The sequence below is a fragment of the Geomonas anaerohicana genome, assembly GCF_016458305.1.
Classification (GTDB): domain Bacteria; phylum Desulfobacterota; class Desulfuromonadia; order Geobacterales; family Geobacteraceae; genus Geomonas; species Geomonas anaerohicana.
On record NZ_JAEMHL010000004.1, the window covers coordinates 158,689 to 175,466 of the forward strand.

Consider the following 16,778-nt stretch of genomic DNA (forward strand, 5'->3'; position numbering starts at 1 on the left):
CCATGAGCATATTGATAGGCAAGGAGACCAAGGTCATCACGCAGGGGATCACCGGCGCGACCGGCCTGTTCCACGCGCAGGGCGCCCGCGAGTACGGCACGCAGATGGTGGGCGGGGTGACCCCGGGCAAAGGGGGGACGGTGATCGACGGCTTCCCGGTCTGGGACACCGTCGCCGAGGCGGTGCACGCGACCGGCGTCACGGCGAGCGTCATCTACGTCCCGCCGCCGTTCGCAGCCGACTCGATCATGGAGGCGGTGGACGCGGGCGTCGAACTGGTCTGCTGCATCACCGAGGGGATCCCGGTGCTCGACATGGTGAAGGTGAAACAGTACCTGGTGGGCAAGAAGACGCGGCTGGTCGGCCCCAACTGCCCCGGCGTGATCACCCCCGGCGAGTGCAAGATCGGCATCATGCCCGGCTACATCCACAAGCCGGGCAAGATCGGCGTCGTTTCCCGCTCCGGCACCCTCACCTACGAGGCGGTCTGGCAGTTGACCTGCATCGGCCTCGGCCAGTCCACCTGCGTCGGCATCGGCGGCGACCCGGTCAACGGCACCAGCCACATCGATTGCCTGCGCCTGTTCGAGGAGGACCCGGACACCGAGGCGGTGATCATGATCGGCGAGATCGGCGGCAGCGCCGAGGAGGAGGCGGCACGCTTCGTCAAGGAGAACATGACCAAGCCGGTGGCGGCCTACATCGCCGGGGTCACCGCTCCCCCGGGCAAGAGGATGGGACACGCCGGCGCCATCATCTCCGGCGGCAAGGGAACCGCGACCGAGAAGGTGGCGGTGCTGAAGGAATGCGGCATCAGTGTCGCGGCGACCCCGGCCGAGATGGCACAGGCGCTGCTCAAGGTCTACAAGCCGTAACAAAGATAAGGAGCGCCACGGGTGTGGCTGCGGAGGTCCCGATGAAAAAGAAAGACAATGCACGCTATCACGTACTCTCGGTGCGGGTGAGCCGCGAGGAGCGCGAGACCATCGAGAAGATTTCCAAAGAGGTCAACATGAAGGTGTCCGACCTGATGCGGGAGGCCCTGCAGGATGTAGTCCCCTGGCAAAGCGTGACGTAGCCCGGCCGCCGCAACAGCATTCACTGATTTAAGCAAAGAGGAGCGAGAGCATGAGCAGAAAAATGGTAACCATAGACGGCAACACCGCGGCTGCCCACGTGGCCCACGCTACCAACGAGGTGATCGCGATCTACCCGATCACCCCTTCCTCGGTGATGGGGGAGATCTCCGACGCGAAGAGCGCGGCGGGGGAGAAGAACATCTGGGGCACGGTGCCGCTGGTCTCCGAGCTGCAATCCGAGGGGGGCGCGGCCGGTGCGGTGCACGGCGCGCTGCAGGCGGGGGCGCTCACCACGACCTTCACGGCGAGCCAGGGGCTTTTGCTGATGATCCCCAACATGTACAAGATCGCAGGCGAGCTGACCTCGACCGTGTTTCACGTCTCGGCGCGTGCCATCGCCACCCAGGCGCTTTCCATCTTCGGCGACCATTCCGACGTGATGTCCTGCCGCGCCACCGGCTGGGCCATGCTCTGTTCCAACAACGTGCAGGAGGTGATGGACTTTGCCCTGATCGCCCAGGCGGCCACCCTGCGCTCGCGCATACCGTTTCTGCACTTCTTCGACGGCTTCCGTACCTCCCATGAGGTGCAGAAGGTGGAGGCGCTGTCCTATGACGACATGCGCGCCATGATCGACAACGAGCTGGTCAACGCGCACCGCGCCCGCTGCCTCACCCCGGACCGCCCGGTGCTGCGCGGCAGCGCCCAGAACCCTGACGTCTATTTCCAGGGGCGCGAGACGGTGAACCGTTTCTATCCCGCCACCATCGGCATCGTCGAAAAGGAGATGGAGAAGTTTGCAGCGCTCACCGGGCGCAAGTACAGCGTGGTCGAGTACGCGGGCGCTCCGGACGCCGAGCGGGTCGTCGTGATCATGGGCTCGGGCGCCGACACGGTTCAGGAGACCGTGGCGACGCTGAACGCGCAGGGGGAGAAGGTAGGCGTAGTGAAAATCCACCTGTATCGTCCCTTCCCGCTGGAGGCCTTCATCAAGGCGCTCCCGGCCACCGTGCGCCGCGTCGCGGTGCTGGACCGCACCAAGGAGCCGGGCGCCCTGGGCGAGCCGCTCTACCTGGACGTCCGTACCGCCATCGGTGAGGGGATGGCGGCCGGCATGAGCAACTTCGTCGGCTACCCCGTCATCGTGGGCGGGCGCTACGGCCTGGGCTCCAAGGAGTTCACACCGGCCATGGCCAAGGCGGTGTTCGACAACCTGAAGGAGAACCAGCCCAAGAGCAACTTCGTGGTCGGCATCAACGACGACGTGACCGGCGCGAGCCTCGACTACGACAGCTCCTTCAGGACCGCGATGGAAGGGACCTACGAGGCGATGTTCTTCGGCCTGGGCTCGGACGGCACCGTAGGGGCCAACAAGAACTCCATCAAGATCATTGGTGAGGCAACCGACAACTACGCCCAGGCCTACTTCGTCTACGACTCCAAGAAGGCGGGCACCATCACCACTTCGCACCTGCGCTTCGGCAAGCAGCCGATCAACGCACCGTACCTGATCGACAACGCCGACTTCGTCGCCTGCCACAACTTCACCTTCCTGGAGAAGTACGACATGCTGGGCAAGGCGAAACCCGGCGCCACCTTCCTGCTCTGCTCCCCGTTCGACCACGCCGAGGTCTGGGACAAGATGCCGGTAGAGGTGCAAAAGCAGATCATCGACAAGAAGCTCAAGGTCTTCACCATCAACGCCATCAAGCTCGCCGAGGAACTTGGCCTGGGCGCCCGCATCAACGTGATCATGCAGACCGCCTTCTTCAAGATCTCCGGGATCATCCCGCTCGAAAGCGCCATCGCCGAGATCAAGGGGGCCATCAAGAAGAGTTACGGCAAGGCGGGCGAGAAGGTGGTCGCCATGAACAACGCGGCCGTGGACCAGGCGCTTTTGAACATCCACGAGGTCGCCGTTCCCGCAGTAGCGTCAAGCGGTATTACCATGCCGCCGCCGGTCGGGGCGGGCGCGCCGCACTTCGTCAAGGAGGTCACCGGCCGCATCATCGCCGGCTTCGGAGACGACCTCCCGGTCTCCGCCATGCCCATCGACGGCACCTTCCCGACCGCGACCTCGCAGTACGAAAAGCGCAACATCGCCGTTGACATCCCGGTTTGGGACGAAAAGCTCTGCATCCAGTGCGCCATCTGCTCCTTTGTCTGTCCGCACGCAGCCATCCGGGTCAAGGCATACCCGGCCGAGGCACTGGCCGGCGCACCGGCAGGGTTCAAGTGCGCCGACTCGAAGATCGCCGAGTTGAAGCAGCACAAGGTCACCTTCCAGGTCGCCCCCGAGGACTGCACCGGCTGCGGCGCCTGCGCCCACAACTGCCCGGCCAAGGATAAGGAGAACCCGGGGCACAAGGCGCTGGACATGCAGTTCCAGCCGCCGCTGCGCGCCGCCGAGGCAGCCAACTACCACTTCTTCCTGGGGCTTCCCGACCTCGACCCGGCACTGGTCAAGCTGGACACCCTGCGCGGCAGCCAGCTGGTGCGCCCCCTGTTCGAGTACTCCGGCGCCTGCGCCGGCTGCGGCGAGACTCCGTACCTGAAGCTTCTGTCGCAGCTCTTCGGCGATCGGGCCCTCATCGCCAACGCCACCGGCTGCACCTCGATCTACGGCGGCAACCTCCCCACGACCCCGTGGGCGAAGCGCGCCGACGGGCGCGGCCCGGCCTGGTCCAACTCGCTGTTCGAGGACAACGCCGAGTTCGGCTACGGCATGCGCCTCGCGGTGGACAAATTCAGCCAGGCGGCGCGGGAGTTCCTGGAACAGCTCGTCGAGTGCGGCTGCAGCAGCTGCACCGCCATCGCGCCGCTGATGCGGGAGATTTTGGACGCTGACCAGTCGGGGCAGGCCGCCATCGAGGCGCAGCGCGTCCGGGTGGCCAGGCTCAAGGAGGCCCTGGCCGGATGCGACGAGGAGGCCGCGGCGCAGCTCCTTCCCATCGCCGATTACCTGGTGCAGAAGTCGGTCTGGTGCGTGGGTGGCGACGGCTGGGCCTACGACATCGGCTACGGCGGCCTGGACCACGTCATCGCCTCCGGTAAAAACGTCAACATCCTGGTGCTCGACACCGAGGTCTACTCCAACACCGGCGGCCAGGCCTCCAAGTCGACCCCGATTGGGGCGGTGGCGCAGTTCGCCGCCGGCGGCAAGTCCATGGCCAAGAAGGACCTGGGCATGATGGCCATGGCCTACGGCCACGTCTACGTGGCGGCGGTTTCCCTGGCCAACCCGGGCCAGGTGGTCAAGGCGTTCATCGAGGCCGAGGCCCACGACGGACCGTCGCTGATCATCGCCTACGCGCACTGCATCGCGCACGGGATCGACATGACCCGCGGCGTGGACGAGCAGAAAAAGGCAGTCTCCTCCGGCTATTGGCCGCTGTACCGCTACAACCCGGCCCTGGCCGCGCAGGGGAAAAACCCGCTGCAGCTGGACAGCAAGGCGCCCACCACCACCTTCGAGGAGTACGCGGGGGGCGAGAACCGCTACAAGGTGCTCAGGAAGATGAACCCCGAGGCGGCCGAGCAGTTGATGCAGAAGGCGAGCGCCTGGGCCGCGGACCGCTTCGATTACTACACCAAGCTCGCCGCGCTGAGCTTCGGCGAGGACGGGAAGCAGTAGCGGCAGCCGACGCTGCGGCAAGCCTTTTTTGCCCCCCCTCTCCCGCAAGGGGAGGGGGGAGTTTGACAAATAACGGTATTAGGCAATAGAAAGGGCCGGGGATACTTCCCCGGCCCTTTCCCTTTACCGGCGCCTGCGCCGCGGCGGGTAAGGGGACGCAGGGTCACGGAAGATGAGAGGCGGCAAAAGAAAATTGACAAACGGCGCCACATGCATATTATCTTCAGCCTTGAACTGCACGATCTTGCATTCCGGAGGGCACATGCGACCTACGACGATGGCTGCCTTGTTTTTTCTCGTTGCCGCACCCGCGCTTGTTTTGGGCGGCACCTACCAGTGGCGCGACGACGCCGGCACCGTTCACTTCACCGACGATTCGGACCGAATTCCGGACAAGTACCTGAAGCGTGCCCAGGAGGTGGATTCTGCTCCTGCGGCGAAGCCCGCCGCAAGTACGCCCAAGCAGGAGGCGCCGACGACAGCGGCGACAGCCAAGGGCGGCGTGGTAGTCCCCGTCGACCCGAAGAGCGTGCAGCGGGAGCGACTCGGCGCGGAACTGGCCCAGGTCCGGGGAGGTCTGCAGGGGAAAAAGCAGGAACTGCAGAGACTGCATCACAGGTGGATGGTGCTCAAGGGGCGCACCCCGTCCGTGGATGAGGCCAAGAAGTTCCAGAAGGAGCTTGCCGAGGGTAAGACCACTGACGAGAAGAATCCCTACGTCACCAAGAACCGGGCCCTTTCCATGTCCGGTGCCGCACGTTCCGCCTATTTCAAGAAACTCGAAGAAGTGCGCGGGGACGAGGCGCGGGTGCAGCACCTGGAGCGGGAACTCGAGGCCATCAAATGAGACCGCTCTCCGGAGCGGGGAAGGGCGGGGCGCTCCCTGCTGTCTCCAGGGACCGCATCGTGCAGCACCTTACCTTTCTGGAGGGGGTCCGGCATCCGGTGGTGGCGCCCGTCGCCTTGCAGCAGGCGTGCGGCTACGTGGAGGACATGCTGCGTGCCTTGGGGTACGCAGTGGACCTGCACGGCTTTGAGGACGGCGCGGAGCAGTACCACAACGTCGTCGCCACCAGGCTGGGGACGCGCCGGCCGGAAAAGCGCCTCCTGGTACTGGCCCATTTCGATACCGTGGCCGGTTCGCCTGGGGCGGATGACAACGCAAGCGGCGTCGCGCTGCTCCTGGAACTGGCGGCGATCTTCAAGCAGTGGCGGCCGGAACTGACGCTGCAGTTCGTCGGGGTGAACCTGGAGGAAAACGCGGACCGTGAGGAAGCCGGGATCGGGCTCAGGGGCAGCCGTGCCCTGGCCGCATTGGCAGCGGCACAAGGGTGGGAGATCGAAGCCGTGGTGGTGCTGGAATCGGTCGCTTTCGCGGGCAGTTCGCTGCCCCAAGGCGCCCCCGCAGGTGTTCCTCTGCAGGTGCCCCCGCACGGCGACTTTCTCGCCGTGATCGGTAACGAGATGTCGCAGGGGCTGGTGACGCGCTTTGCGCTGACCGTCGAGAGCTTCCAGGTGCCTCTCCCCGTGGTCCCCCTGGTGGTGCCGGGCAACGGCGAACTCCTCCCCGATACCCGCAGATCCGACCACGCACCCTTCTGGGATGCCGGCTACCCCGCCATCATGCTCACCGACACCACCAACTTCCGCAACCCCCACTACCACCAGCCCAGCGACACCGTCGACACCCTCAACCTCTCCTTCGCGCTCCGCGTCTGCGAAGCTACAGCTGCGTTCCTGCTTGGTCTGGCCGGTGGGGAAGGCGAAGCTCAGCGCTGATCTGGCTCACCAGGGACTCGAGTGGTTGCTCGCGGTGGGCCTGCCTGAAGTCTGTGAACAGGACGGCCCGGTGCTGCGCCAGTACCTGCAGCAGCTCTTCCCGACCCGTTCCCGGTGCCACTCGTTCCTGCACCATCTCCGCGAAAACATCCAGGTCGTGCAGCTTGCCCAGCAGGTCCTGGTAGCGCTTGAGAACCCGGCGCAGTTGCTCCGAAGGGGACAGGCACCTGGCGGAGTCAGTCCCCTCAAGCAGCGGCGCCAGGATCTCCAGCCGGTAGCGCAGTTTCTTGAAGGCGATGCGGAGCCGGTGCTGCGCCACCGCGTCTTCTTCGTGTAGCGCGGCCGGGAAGAGTTCCTCGACCAGCTTGACCCGTTCCTCCAGCGCCCCTGCCGCGAACAGGCCTATCCCGATGAAGGGGTCGACCGAACGAGGCTTGAAGGGGGTGACCTGCTCCGTCAATTCCGCCAATTCCATTTCGAGTCTCACCGCCCGGAAGCGGGCCAGCGCCCGGGTCAGTTCCTTTTGGGCCGCCTCCCGCTCCTTGGACAGCGTTCGCAGCAACTCATCGGTGCCGGCCGGGGCAGCGCCGCTCGCCGGCCTCTCGAGCCCGGAGAAAAACAGCAACGCCTCGTCCACGTTGCGCAAATCTCCCAGCATGATGGTGAGCTTTTTCACCCTGCGTGACAGCCTTGCCACCTTTTTCTCCGGCAGTAGGGGGGCAAAGAGGGCAAGCCCCTCGCGCAGACGGCGGGAGGCGACGCGCAGGTCGTGCACCTCGTCTAGGTCGAACCGGCGCAGCGCGCCGCGCCAATGGGCGAAGAATTCCTGCTGCAGCATGGCAAGGAGGTGCGAAGAGGCAAACCACAGGCGTGCCGTGTGAAGTTGCGGAGAAGAAGTGCGTTCGGCGGGGATACTCATAGCCTTCACCAGGACTGACAGCATTATAGCATGAACTCAATCAAGGATAGCACTGCTGGTAATAAGGCAAGGCAGTAAACGTGCGCATACTTTCGTGCCAGGGAGCGCAGGCTGCGCCCCCTGGATCTAACGCCGTCAGTGAGGCTTGTGGATGGAGATGAGGAATTCCATGACTGCGAGGAGGTTGGTGAGTCTTCTGAACAGGATATTCTTTTCCCGCAGGTCCTTCGTGGTCTGGAACTTTGCCATCAGTAGTTGGTACTGCTCGTGGGCCAGGTCAAAGGGTTTCATCTTTTTCAACGTGCCGCTCTCCTTTGGTGTCGATTTTGGATTAGATGTTTATAACTATAGTGCATTAATATGTCAAGCGGCTGAGGGTGAAAAACCGCCGCTACCGCAAGGAGAAAAAAATCAGGGTTATGATTGGTAAAAATTAATGACGTGCTATAGTGTGTCGGTTGTTTATCAAACTTGGGAGGAAGCGCCATGAAAAAAGTATTGTCCACCATCGTAGCCGCGCTGGTAGCAGTATCTTTCGCTGGAATGGTCTGGGCGGCAGACACCACCGGAACCGACTCGGGTTACTCCGGCGGCCAGGGGACCGGCATGTCGACCGGCGCCCAGAGCGACCAGGGGAGCGCCGAAACGGCCAAGCCCAAGACAAAAACCAAGAAGAAAAGAAAGAAAAGCAGCAAGAAGACCAGGAAGCACACCAGGAGAAGCACGGGCACCGGCGTCACCGGCACCCAGCCTAACTACGGCACCCCGGCCTTGGGAGGCCCTAGCGGCACCGGCGGCATGGGCGGAACCGGCGGTGGTATTGGCGGTGGCACCGGCGGCGGCACCAGCGGTGGCTCTGGCGGTTCCGGGACTGGCGGCGGCACTGGCGGCGGCGGATATTAACTATTTGGAAAGGGAAACTTTAGGGCCGCACCGAAAGGCGCGGCCTTTTTTTTCGCCGCGTCACCCGGTCCCCCGGGGTGTTGTCGAGAGAAGCCGCACCGCTTTCCCAAGGCGGGTGGGTCAAATGCCCCACCCGCTTGCCGCGTTGGGTGACGGCCCATCTGTCCCAGCGCCGTCTCCGTAGCGATCATAGCAGCGAAAAGGTTGCAACTCTCAATAATTACCGCAAGTAAAACTCAATGCGTTGGCGTCCGGCACCTTGAGGCTTCGCCTATATCGCATGCGGGTACGGCTCTTGCTGTAACAATGCTGCCCATTAATGCATTGCATCATTATTTTATTAAAGGAGATTTCCATGTCTGCATTGAAGAATTGGATCCCGGCCGCAGTGGCTGTCCTGGCCCTGTGCGCGCTCCCGGGGTGCTCGGAGCAGGGGCCGACCGGCGCCCCCGTCGCCAAAGTGAACGGAACCACCATCACCAAGCCGGAACTTGACCGCGCCGTGAAAACCCTGCTGGCGCAAAACCGGGTCAACCAGACCCTGCCGCCGGAACAGATGAAGAAGGCCGCCGACGCCGCCCTCGATCAGCTCACCTCGGCGGAGCTTCTGTACCAGGAGGGGAAGAAGCTGGCGATAAAGAACCTGGACCAGCTGGTCGACCAGCAATACCAGAAAAACCGCGCCGCCTTCCCCAGCAAGGAGGAGTACGAAAAAGCGCTGAAGGCAACCGGGATGACCGAGGCCGAGGTACGGGAGTCGATGCGCAAAGAGATCGTGGTCAACTACTTCGTGGACAAGCAGTTCTCGGCCAAGGCCACCTGCTCGGAGCAGGAGGCCAGGAAGTTCTACGACGACAACAAGGCCAAGCTGTTCCAGAAGGGTGAGCGCCTGCAGGCGAGCCACATCCTGGTGAGCGTGGACCAAAAGGGGAGCGTCGAGGAGAAGAACAAGGCCCGTGCCAAGGCGGAGGCGCTGCTGAAAAGGGTGCAAAAGGGTGAGGATTTCGCCGCGGTGGCCAAGGCCGAGTCGACCTGCCCCAGCCGCACCAAGGGGGGAGAATTGGGCATTTTCGGGAAGGGCCAGATGACTCCTCCCTTCGAGAAGGCGGCCTTTGCCCTCAAACCCGGGGAGATAAGCAAGGTGGTGGAGACGGAGTTCGGCTACCACATCATCAAGCTGCAGGAGCGCATCGCTCCCTCCACTGACAGCTTCGAAGCAGTGAAGTTTCAGATCGTGCAGTACCTGAAGATGGAGCAGACGCGCAAGGCGGTGGCGGCTTTCCTGACCGAGCTGCGCCACAAGGCGAAGATCGAGAAGGTGTAAGCGCAGGTCACCTGACGCAGTACGGCCCGGGGGGATTTCCCTCCGGGCCGTTTATTTTTCCGCAGCCGGGGCGGCGCTGCAGGATCCGGGATCCCGGGTTGCTAGCGGGGTGTGGTCAGGCCCACCTCAGGCTGTCGGCGGAAGGCTGGGAGGCGCTGCTGCCGACAACCGGCGCCTCGTATCCGTCGGGCTCCCCCTCCTTGCCCGAGTCGGAAAGGCCGAACTTCTTCATCCGGTAGCGCAGGGTATCCCGGCTCGTCTTCAGGAACTTGGCGGCCTTGGACTGGTTCCCCCCGGACTTCTTCAACGCCAGCTGAATCAGCATCTTTTCCAGTTCTTCCAACGAGATGCCGGTAGAAGGGAGCACGATATGCTCGCCGGCGAAGTCGGTGCTTATCACCCCCGAGGCATCGGGGTCCAGCGGGGCGACCTTGCTCTGTTTGATCTCGGGACTCAGGAATTCCGGGGTCAGCACCTTGCCCTGTTCCAGCATCATGAGGCGCTCCACGCAGTTGCGCAGTTCGCGGACGTTGCCGGGCCAGTCGTACCTGTTCAGGTATTCCAGGGTCTCCGGCGCCGCATGGGTCACGCTTCTGCCGTACTCCTCGTTCAGGGTCTCGATGAAGTACTGCACCAGCGACTCGATGTCCTCCTTGCGGTCCCTGAGCCTCGGCAGGCAGATGTTCATCACGTTGAGCCTGAAAAAGAGGTCGCCGCGGAATTTCCCTTCCTTGACCATCCTGGGAAGGTCCTGGTGGGTCGCGGTGATGATACGCACGTTGGCTTCGACGTCTTCCTGCCCCCCGAGCCTGCGGAAACGCTTGGTCTCGGTCGCCTTGAGGATCTTGGCCTGCATCTGGTAGGGCATGTCGCCGATCTCGTCCAGGAACACCGACCCCCCCTCCGCCAGTTCGAAGACCCCCTTCTGGCGCCGGGAAGCATCCGTGTAGGCCCCTTTTTCGTGGCCGAAGAGCTCGTTTTCCAGCAGGTTTTCGGGGATGGAGGCGCAGTTGACCTCGATGAAGGGGGCGTCGGCCCGGGCGCTGTGGTAGTGGATCGCCTTGGCGACCAACTCTTTGCCGGTCCCGCTCTCGCCGGTGATCAGCACCGTCTTGGCATCGGCATCGGCGCAGATCTTGATCATCTTGAAGACCTCGATCATCTTGTGGCTGTTGCCCACCATCTTCTCGTGGTCCGACTTCCTGCGCAGCTCGTTCCTGAAGTAGTCGACCTCCTTCTTGAGCCGCCGTTTCTCGAAGGCCCGCTCCACCACGTGCTTGACCGCCTCGAGGTTGAACGGCTTGCCGAAGTAGTCCTCTGCGCCGTCCTGCAGCGCCTGCACGGCGGAGTCGGCGTTGGCGTAAGCGGTGATCATGATGACGTAGAGGTCGTCGTTGGCGGCCTTGAAGCGCTTCAAGAGTTCGAGGCCGCTGGTGTCGGGAAGGCAAATGTCCAGCATGACCAGGTCCGGCTTGAAGCTTTCGAATTTCTGAATGGCCTCTGCACCGGACGCCGCCGTGTCCACCTCGTAACCGTCCTTTTTAAGGCTGGCGGCAAGGGACCAGGAGATCAGCTTTTCGTCGTCGACGACCAAGATCCTGTTTTTACTCATGGTGAACGTTCCTTCCTGGACCTGCTGCGGGACTCCGCACATTCTCGATAGGCTGAGGCCGGTGTCGGCCAAGTTACGGGGAGGCTCCCCGTGCCGGTCAGCAGGCGGCTGAACTTTATCATGCATTTAATAATTTGTGTATTGTTTTTTCCGAATGTAACGCCGGTTGCGATAGCCTGGCCCAATGCAGTGCTGCTCTCACGGGAATCCTCACCCAGTGTTGTGGGTGATATCACCCACTTTTGCGGCATCTGCCCCACTACTTCGGCGGCTGCGGCTGCATCCGCTAATTTTGCGAGGGGGCGTTACTTTTTTCTCCCACCTGCGTGATTTGGCGCAGCGGGGTGGGGCGTTTCCAACAGTTTATCGCATAGGACGCGACCCCAGCCCCCGACCTGCGCCTTTCCGGCATCGGTAGCTCTGTCGACAAGCCCATGGGGCAAATGACCAACTTTCGGTGTCTTGACGCGCTGCCGGTGCGGCTTCAAGAGACGGAGGCAGTTCGTTTCCGTGTTTCCCACCGGCCAATGTGCCATCGGCGCAAGTAAAGCTAGCAGGATGCGTGCCGAGGCTCCGGCACGCTGGCGATAACTCCCCCCGGTCCGACCGCCGCCCCCCCGCTCTGTGCCGCAGTGCAGCCAGCATCGCACGATCTGGCAAGTAATATGCATAAGGAAAAACGAATTTAACATGAAAGGAATTGTCATGAAATTAAGGCAGCTGTTGTTGTGGGTCTCCGTGGCGGTCGTCATCGGCGCCGGGCAGGTGTACGGTTACGACGGCACGGATCTGAAGGAGATAAAAAAACTGGCGGAGCAGGGCAACCCCGAAGCCCAGATGAAACTGGGGGTGATGTTCTCCTCCGGCGTTGGGGTCCCGCTGGACAAGCAGGAGGGGCTCAAGTGGTACGAGAAATCGGCGCGACAGGGATATGCGCCGGGACAGTGGAATCTCGCCTTTATCTATATCAGGGGCGAGGTGGTGCCCCAGGACTTCAAAAAGGCCTTTGAACTTTTGCAGCATGCGGCCGATGCCGGCTATGACAGTGCACAATACGACCTGGGTATGATGTACCTGCAGGGGCTCGCGGTGCCGGCTCCCGACCAGGAGAAGGCCGAGGTCTGGTTTCGCCGGGCGGCGGCCCAGGGCAACCGTGAGGCCAAGAAGATGCTGAAAGAGTTGGCCGCGAACCCGTAACCCAGCGGCCGGCCAAGAAGAAAGTTTCCAGGAGTCACCATGCCTAACATTTTCGAACCTCAAAACCCGCCGGCGGAATCCTCCCCCCCTTGCTTCGATTTCAGCCACGTCGCCGGCGAACTCGAGGAGAGCCGCAAGCGGCTGAGCGCCGTCTTCGATACCGTCCAGGTCGGCATCGTCATCATCGACGCCGAGTCCCACACCATCGTCGATGCCAACCCCAAGGCGATCGAGATGATCGGCGCAGGGAAGGACGCGGTGGTCGGCTCGGTCTGTCACTGCTTCATCTGCCCGGAGGAAAGCGGGCACTGCCCCATCACCGACGAGGGACAGCGCATCGACAACGCGGAACGGCAACTGCTCAGACCGAGCGGCGACGCCATCACCATCGTGAAAACGGTGGCGCGGGTGAAACTGTACGGGCGCGACCACCTTATCGAAAGCTTTCTGGACATCAGCGACAGGAAACGGGCCGAAGAGGAGTTGAGGATGAGCGAGGAGCGTTACCGCGACATCCTGGAGAATGCCAACGACCTGATCCAGAGCGTCGATGCCAAGGGGAACTTCATCTACGTGAACAACGCCTGGAAGAGGACTTTGGGGTACTCCGATCAGGACCTCGCCTCGATGAACATCTTCGACGTGATCAAGCCCTGCTGCCAGAGCCACTGCGCCACCATGTTCGACCAGCTGAAGAGCGGTGCCAAGATCCCACGGGTCGAGGTGGAGTTCGTAGCGAAGGACGGGCGCAGCATCATCCTCGAGGGGAGCATAAACTGCAACACCAGCGACGGGCAGGTCAGCACCAGGGGGGTCTTCCGCGACATCACCGAGCGCAAGCAGATGGAAGCCGAACTGACGCAGAGCGAGGACCGCTACCGCAAACTATTCGAGAACGCGCCGGAGGCGATCCTGGTGCAAAGCGGCGGGCGCTACGTGTGCGTCAACAAGCAAGCCTGCCAGCTGCTCGGTGTGGAGCGCCCCGAGGACGTGGTGGGGCAGTCAATCTTCAACTTCGTTCATCCCGACTACCACGCCATGGTGGTGGAGCGCATTCAGCATATTCAGGCTACGGGAGAGCCGTCGCCGATGCGCGAACAAAAGATCGTGCAGAAAGACGGCACCGTAATAGACGTGGAGGCGGTGTCGACCGGGATCGTGTTCCAGGGGCAAGAGGCGATCCAGGTCATCATCCGTGACATCACCGAAAGAAAGCAGGTGGAGGAACAGCGCCGGGAGCTCAATGCCCGGCTGGAGAAGATGGTGGAGGAGAAGACCCGGCACCTCAAGGAGGCCCAGGCCAAACTGATCCAGTCGGAGAAGATGGCAACCCTGGGCGAAGTGATTGCGGGTGCGGCTCATGAGTTGAACAACCCGCTGGCGGGGATCCTGGGGGCCATCCAGATGCTGCGCAGCAACGCGCTGGCGCACCCCATAGACCCTGAGCTGATGGAAGGGATCGACGTCCTGGAGAGCATCGAGAGCGCCGCGGTGCGCTGCCAGAAGATCGTCGAGGACCTGGTCCGCTTCACCACCCAGGCACGCTGCAATTTCAGCGACATGGACATCAACGAGGTGCTCAAGGACACCCTGGAGATCATGGCGGGCCCCTTCGAGGAGCAGAAGGTCAAGGTCAAGCTGCAGCTGGACCCGGAGGTGCCCCGCATCGAGGGGGACTTCGTCAAGCTGCTGGAGGTCTACGTGAACCTGCTGCAAAACGCCAAAAGCGCCCTCCCCAACGGCGGCCGGATCGACATCAGCACCGGTCTGGTGAAGAAGTACGGGGAGCCGTTGCAGGTCTCGGTGGTGATCCGGGACAACGGCTGCGGCATCCCGCCCCAGAACCTGGCCAAGATCTTCGATCCCTTCTTCACCACCAAGCCGGCAGGGAAGGGGCCGGGGCTGGGCCTTACCGTATGCTACGGCATCGTCAAGCGCCACGGTGGCGATATCGACGTGCGCTCCACGGTGGGCAAAGGGACCGAGGTGACGGTCATCGTCCCGGTTCGGCAGCAGAAAGGGGGCACCTACCAGGGTTCCTGACTTCGGCAGGGGCGGCGCCCGTCCTGGCCCGCCCCCAGCTGAGGTTGATTTCATTTGACATTTCCCTCCCCATCTGGTTAAACCTTCTACGCGGTGACAAGGGCAGCAAGCTGCTGCCGGAGACATCGGGAAGGGGCGGTTTGCCTGGCCCGAAGCGCGCAGAACGGACAGCACCGGAAAAAGATAAACGATAATACTAAACCATCCGCGAGGGTGGGACGGAAAGCCCAAGGGTCTCCCTGAGACAGCCGGGTTGCCGAAATATCTAGCACAGGTCCAGCTAAGATACCGGCAACCCGTTTTTTTATGCCCGCTTCTAATGATGTCTCTCCAAGTTTGCCCCCTGCCGGCTGCCGGCGGGATCGGCCACATCTTCTCCCTTCCCATCGCCTTTTTGTCAATCCAGACAGTAATGCCCCGCCCGTACCCGGCGGCGGCAGGAGAGACCCCCATGCATGATGCGGCTAACGATCCACCACGGTGTTTGCAGTTGGCTTCCGGACCGCTGCAGTTGCTCAACCAGCTGCAGCAGGACGAGGAGCGTCTGGCGATGCTGAAGGAAGCCATCGACCTGCTTCCCATCGCCGCGGGGATCACCATCAGCGACAGGGAAGGCAAAATCGTCTACGTGAACCAGGCCGAGGCGGAGATGCACGGCTACGCCTGCGGCGAGCTGGTGGGCAGGCCGGTGCGCGTCCTGGCACCCGAGGGGAACGGCCCCGGGCGGCGCATCAACCAACGGACCGCGGGACTGTGGAAACGCGAGGGGCTGAACGCGCGCAAGGACGGCAAGATCTTCCCGGTCCAGCTCACCTCACTCCCGATCAGAAACGCCGGCGGCGACTACCTGGGCATGCTGACCGCCTGCGAGGACATGACCCAGAAAAAGCTTTGCGAGCAGCAGCTCGAGACCCTCGCCTACTACGACAGCGTCACCAAACTCCCCAACCGGACGCTGCTCATGGACCGTCTGCACCAGGCCCTCGCCCTCGCCCAGCGCGAGCGGCGCGAGTTGGCCCTGCTCTTTCTCGACCTGGACAACTTCAAGGACCTGAACAGCTCGCGTGGACACGAGGTGGGGGACAAATTCCTGCAGCAAGTGGCGACGCGCCTGGCGGGATGTCTGTGCGAATCGAACACCCTGGCGCGGCTTGGCGGGGACGAGTTCGTCATCGTGATCAATCCCGTCACCGGGGACGAGGGGGTGGCGGCAACCGCCGCCAGGCTGCAGGCCCTCTTCGCGGAGCCCTTCCGCATCGACGGCGAGGAGATCTACGGCAGCACCAGTATCGGCATCGCCCTGTTTCCCGAGGACGGCCGAGACGTGGAAAGCCTCTTGCGCAGTGCCGACGCCGCCCTGTACCAGGCCAAGAGCGAGGGTAAGGCAAGCTACCAGTTCTTCTCCCAGGAGATGAACCAGGTCAACATGCGCCGCGTGGCGCTGGAGAACGGCATGCGCCAGGGGCTGGCGCGGGGCGAGTTCTACCTGTACTTCCAGCCCCAGTGGGACCTGAAGACCCTGCGGCTGACCGGCGCGGAGGCGCTTTTGCGCTGGCACAGCGCCGAGTTCGGCCTGGTGGGCCCCGACGAGTTCATCCCCATCGCCGAGTCCTGCGGCTTCATCTTCGACCTGGGAGACCTGGTGCTGAGGGAGGCCTGCCTGCACGCGGTGCAGTGGGACGCCTTCTTCCCGGGGCTCAAGGTCGCAGTCAACATCTCCGGGCGTCAGTTCCGGCAGCCCGATTTCCTGGAGACCATGGCCTGCGTCATCGAGGAGACCGGGGTCCGCCCCAGTTCCCTCGAGCTAGAGTTCACCGAGAGTGTCATCATGGAGCGCGCCGAGAAGAACATCCACGCGCTGCAGGCGCTGAAGAACATGGGGGTGCGACTCAGCATCGACGACTTCGGCACCGGCTACTCTTCGCTCAACTACCTGAAACACTTCCCCATTGACGCCATTAAGATCGATCGCTCCTTCATCGCCGAACTGGTCACCGACAGCGACGACGCGGCCATCGCCGAGGCCATCATCTCCATGGCGCACAGCCTCAAGCTCAAGGTGATCGCGGAGGGGGTCGAGGGGGACGCCCAGCTCGACTTCCTGGTGGAACGGGGCTGCGACGAGGCGCAGGGCTTCTACTTCGCCCCCCCCATGCCCGGGGAAGACTTCACCGGCTACGTCAAGCGCTTCGCCGCGCCGGACGATGCATCGAAACCGTTGAGTGTCGCAGGCTGACCTCATCTCCACACGTTCAACTCTCCCCCTCCCTTGACGGTAGGGGGCACCT

The 16,778-nt window shown here is 63.0% G+C and carries 13 protein-coding genes and 1 riboswitch; of the genes, 10 read left to right on the forward strand and 3 right to left on the reverse strand.

The features are described 5' to 3' along the window. Positions 1–2: 2 nt before the first annotated feature. From sucD to JFN91_RS09845, 5 genes are all read left to right on the forward strand, one after another. The gene (sucD, locus tag JFN91_RS09825; protein WP_199389034.1) at positions 3–875 is read left to right on the forward strand and encodes a succinate--CoA ligase subunit alpha; all 873 of its coding nucleotides are present in this window, start codon (positions 3–5) and stop codon (positions 873–875) included. A 41-nt stretch (positions 876–916) separates the two neighbouring features. Further along, positions 917–1,078 carry a DUF6290 family protein gene (locus tag JFN91_RS09830; RefSeq protein WP_199389035.1) on the forward strand — a complete coding sequence of 54 codons (162 nt, stop codon included), beginning with the start codon at positions 917–919 and terminating at the stop codon, positions 1,076–1,078. Positions 1,079–1,128: 50 nt separating this feature from the next. Beyond that, on the forward strand, positions 1,129–4,713 hold the full coding sequence (gene nifJ / locus JFN91_RS09835; RefSeq protein WP_199389036.1) for a pyruvate:ferredoxin (flavodoxin) oxidoreductase: 3,585 nt from the start codon (positions 1,129–1,131) through the stop codon (positions 4,711–4,713). A gap of 262 nt (positions 4,714–4,975) precedes the next feature. Next, positions 4,976–5,560 (forward strand): DUF4124 domain-containing protein, encoded by a 585-nt coding sequence (locus JFN91_RS09840; RefSeq protein ID WP_199389037.1) that lies wholly within the window; start codon positions 4,976–4,978, stop codon positions 5,558–5,560. Continuing rightward, a complete protein-coding gene (locus tag JFN91_RS09845; protein ID WP_199389038.1) occupies positions 5,557–6,492 on the forward strand; it encodes a M28 family peptidase in 936 nt (311 codons plus the stop codon). Before JFN91_RS09840 ends, JFN91_RS09845 begins: the two co-directional genes overlap by 4 nt. On the opposite strand, the gene JFN91_RS09850 is transcribed toward JFN91_RS09845, so the two are convergent. Then, positions 6,437–7,411: a CHAD domain-containing protein gene (locus JFN91_RS09850; RefSeq protein ID WP_199389039.1), complete on the reverse strand. Its 975-nt coding sequence runs from the start codon at positions 7,409–7,411 to the stop codon at positions 6,437–6,439. The genes JFN91_RS09845 and JFN91_RS09850 overlap by 56 nt on opposite strands. Positions 7,412–7,546: 135 nt before the next feature. Next, complete coding sequence (locus tag JFN91_RS09855) at positions 7,547–7,711, reverse strand: hypothetical protein (RefSeq protein ID WP_183347731.1); 165 nt, start codon at positions 7,709–7,711, stop codon at positions 7,547–7,549. 186 nt (positions 7,712–7,897) lie between these two features. On the opposite strand from JFN91_RS09855, the gene JFN91_RS09860 reads away from it, so the two are divergent. Together JFN91_RS09860 and JFN91_RS09865 are read left to right on the forward strand one after the other, a co-directional pair. Then, positions 7,898–8,314: a hypothetical protein gene (locus JFN91_RS09860; RefSeq protein ID WP_199389040.1), complete on the forward strand. Its 417-nt coding sequence runs from the start codon at positions 7,898–7,900 to the stop codon at positions 8,312–8,314. 355 nt (positions 8,315–8,669) lie between these two features. After that, positions 8,670–9,638: a peptidylprolyl isomerase gene (locus JFN91_RS09865; protein ID WP_199389041.1), complete on the forward strand. Its 969-nt coding sequence runs from the start codon at positions 8,670–8,672 to the stop codon at positions 9,636–9,638. 115 nt (positions 9,639–9,753) lie between these two features. Here the strand turns inward: JFN91_RS09865 and JFN91_RS09870 are convergent, their stop codons facing one another. After that, positions 9,754–11,250, reverse strand: a complete 1,497-nt coding sequence (locus JFN91_RS09870; protein WP_199389042.1) for a sigma-54-dependent transcriptional regulator — start codon at positions 11,248–11,250, stop codon at positions 9,754–9,756. A gap of 705 nt (positions 11,251–11,955) precedes the next feature. On the opposite strand from JFN91_RS09870, the gene JFN91_RS09875 reads away from it, so the two are divergent. The 3 genes from JFN91_RS09875 to JFN91_RS09885 all read left to right on the forward strand — a co-directional run bounded on the left by JFN91_RS09875 (position 11,956) and on the right by JFN91_RS09885 (position 16,726). Then, positions 11,956–12,447, forward strand: a complete 492-nt coding sequence (locus JFN91_RS09875; RefSeq protein WP_199389043.1) for a tetratricopeptide repeat protein — start codon at positions 11,956–11,958, stop codon at positions 12,445–12,447. A gap of 39 nt (positions 12,448–12,486) precedes the next feature. Further along, the gene (locus tag JFN91_RS09880; RefSeq protein ID WP_199389044.1) at positions 12,487–14,490 is read left to right on the forward strand and encodes a PAS domain-containing sensor histidine kinase; all 2,004 of its coding nucleotides are present in this window, start codon (positions 12,487–12,489) and stop codon (positions 14,488–14,490) included. Between the two features lie 185 nt (positions 14,491–14,675). Next, positions 14,676–14,751: riboswitch (cyclic di-GMP riboswitch) on the forward strand. A gap of 190 nt (positions 14,752–14,941) precedes the next feature. Then, positions 14,942–16,726, forward strand: a complete 1,785-nt coding sequence (locus tag JFN91_RS09885) for a putative bifunctional diguanylate cyclase/phosphodiesterase (protein ID WP_199389045.1) — start codon at positions 14,942–14,944, stop codon at positions 16,724–16,726. Positions 16,727–16,778: the final 52 nt, after the last annotated feature.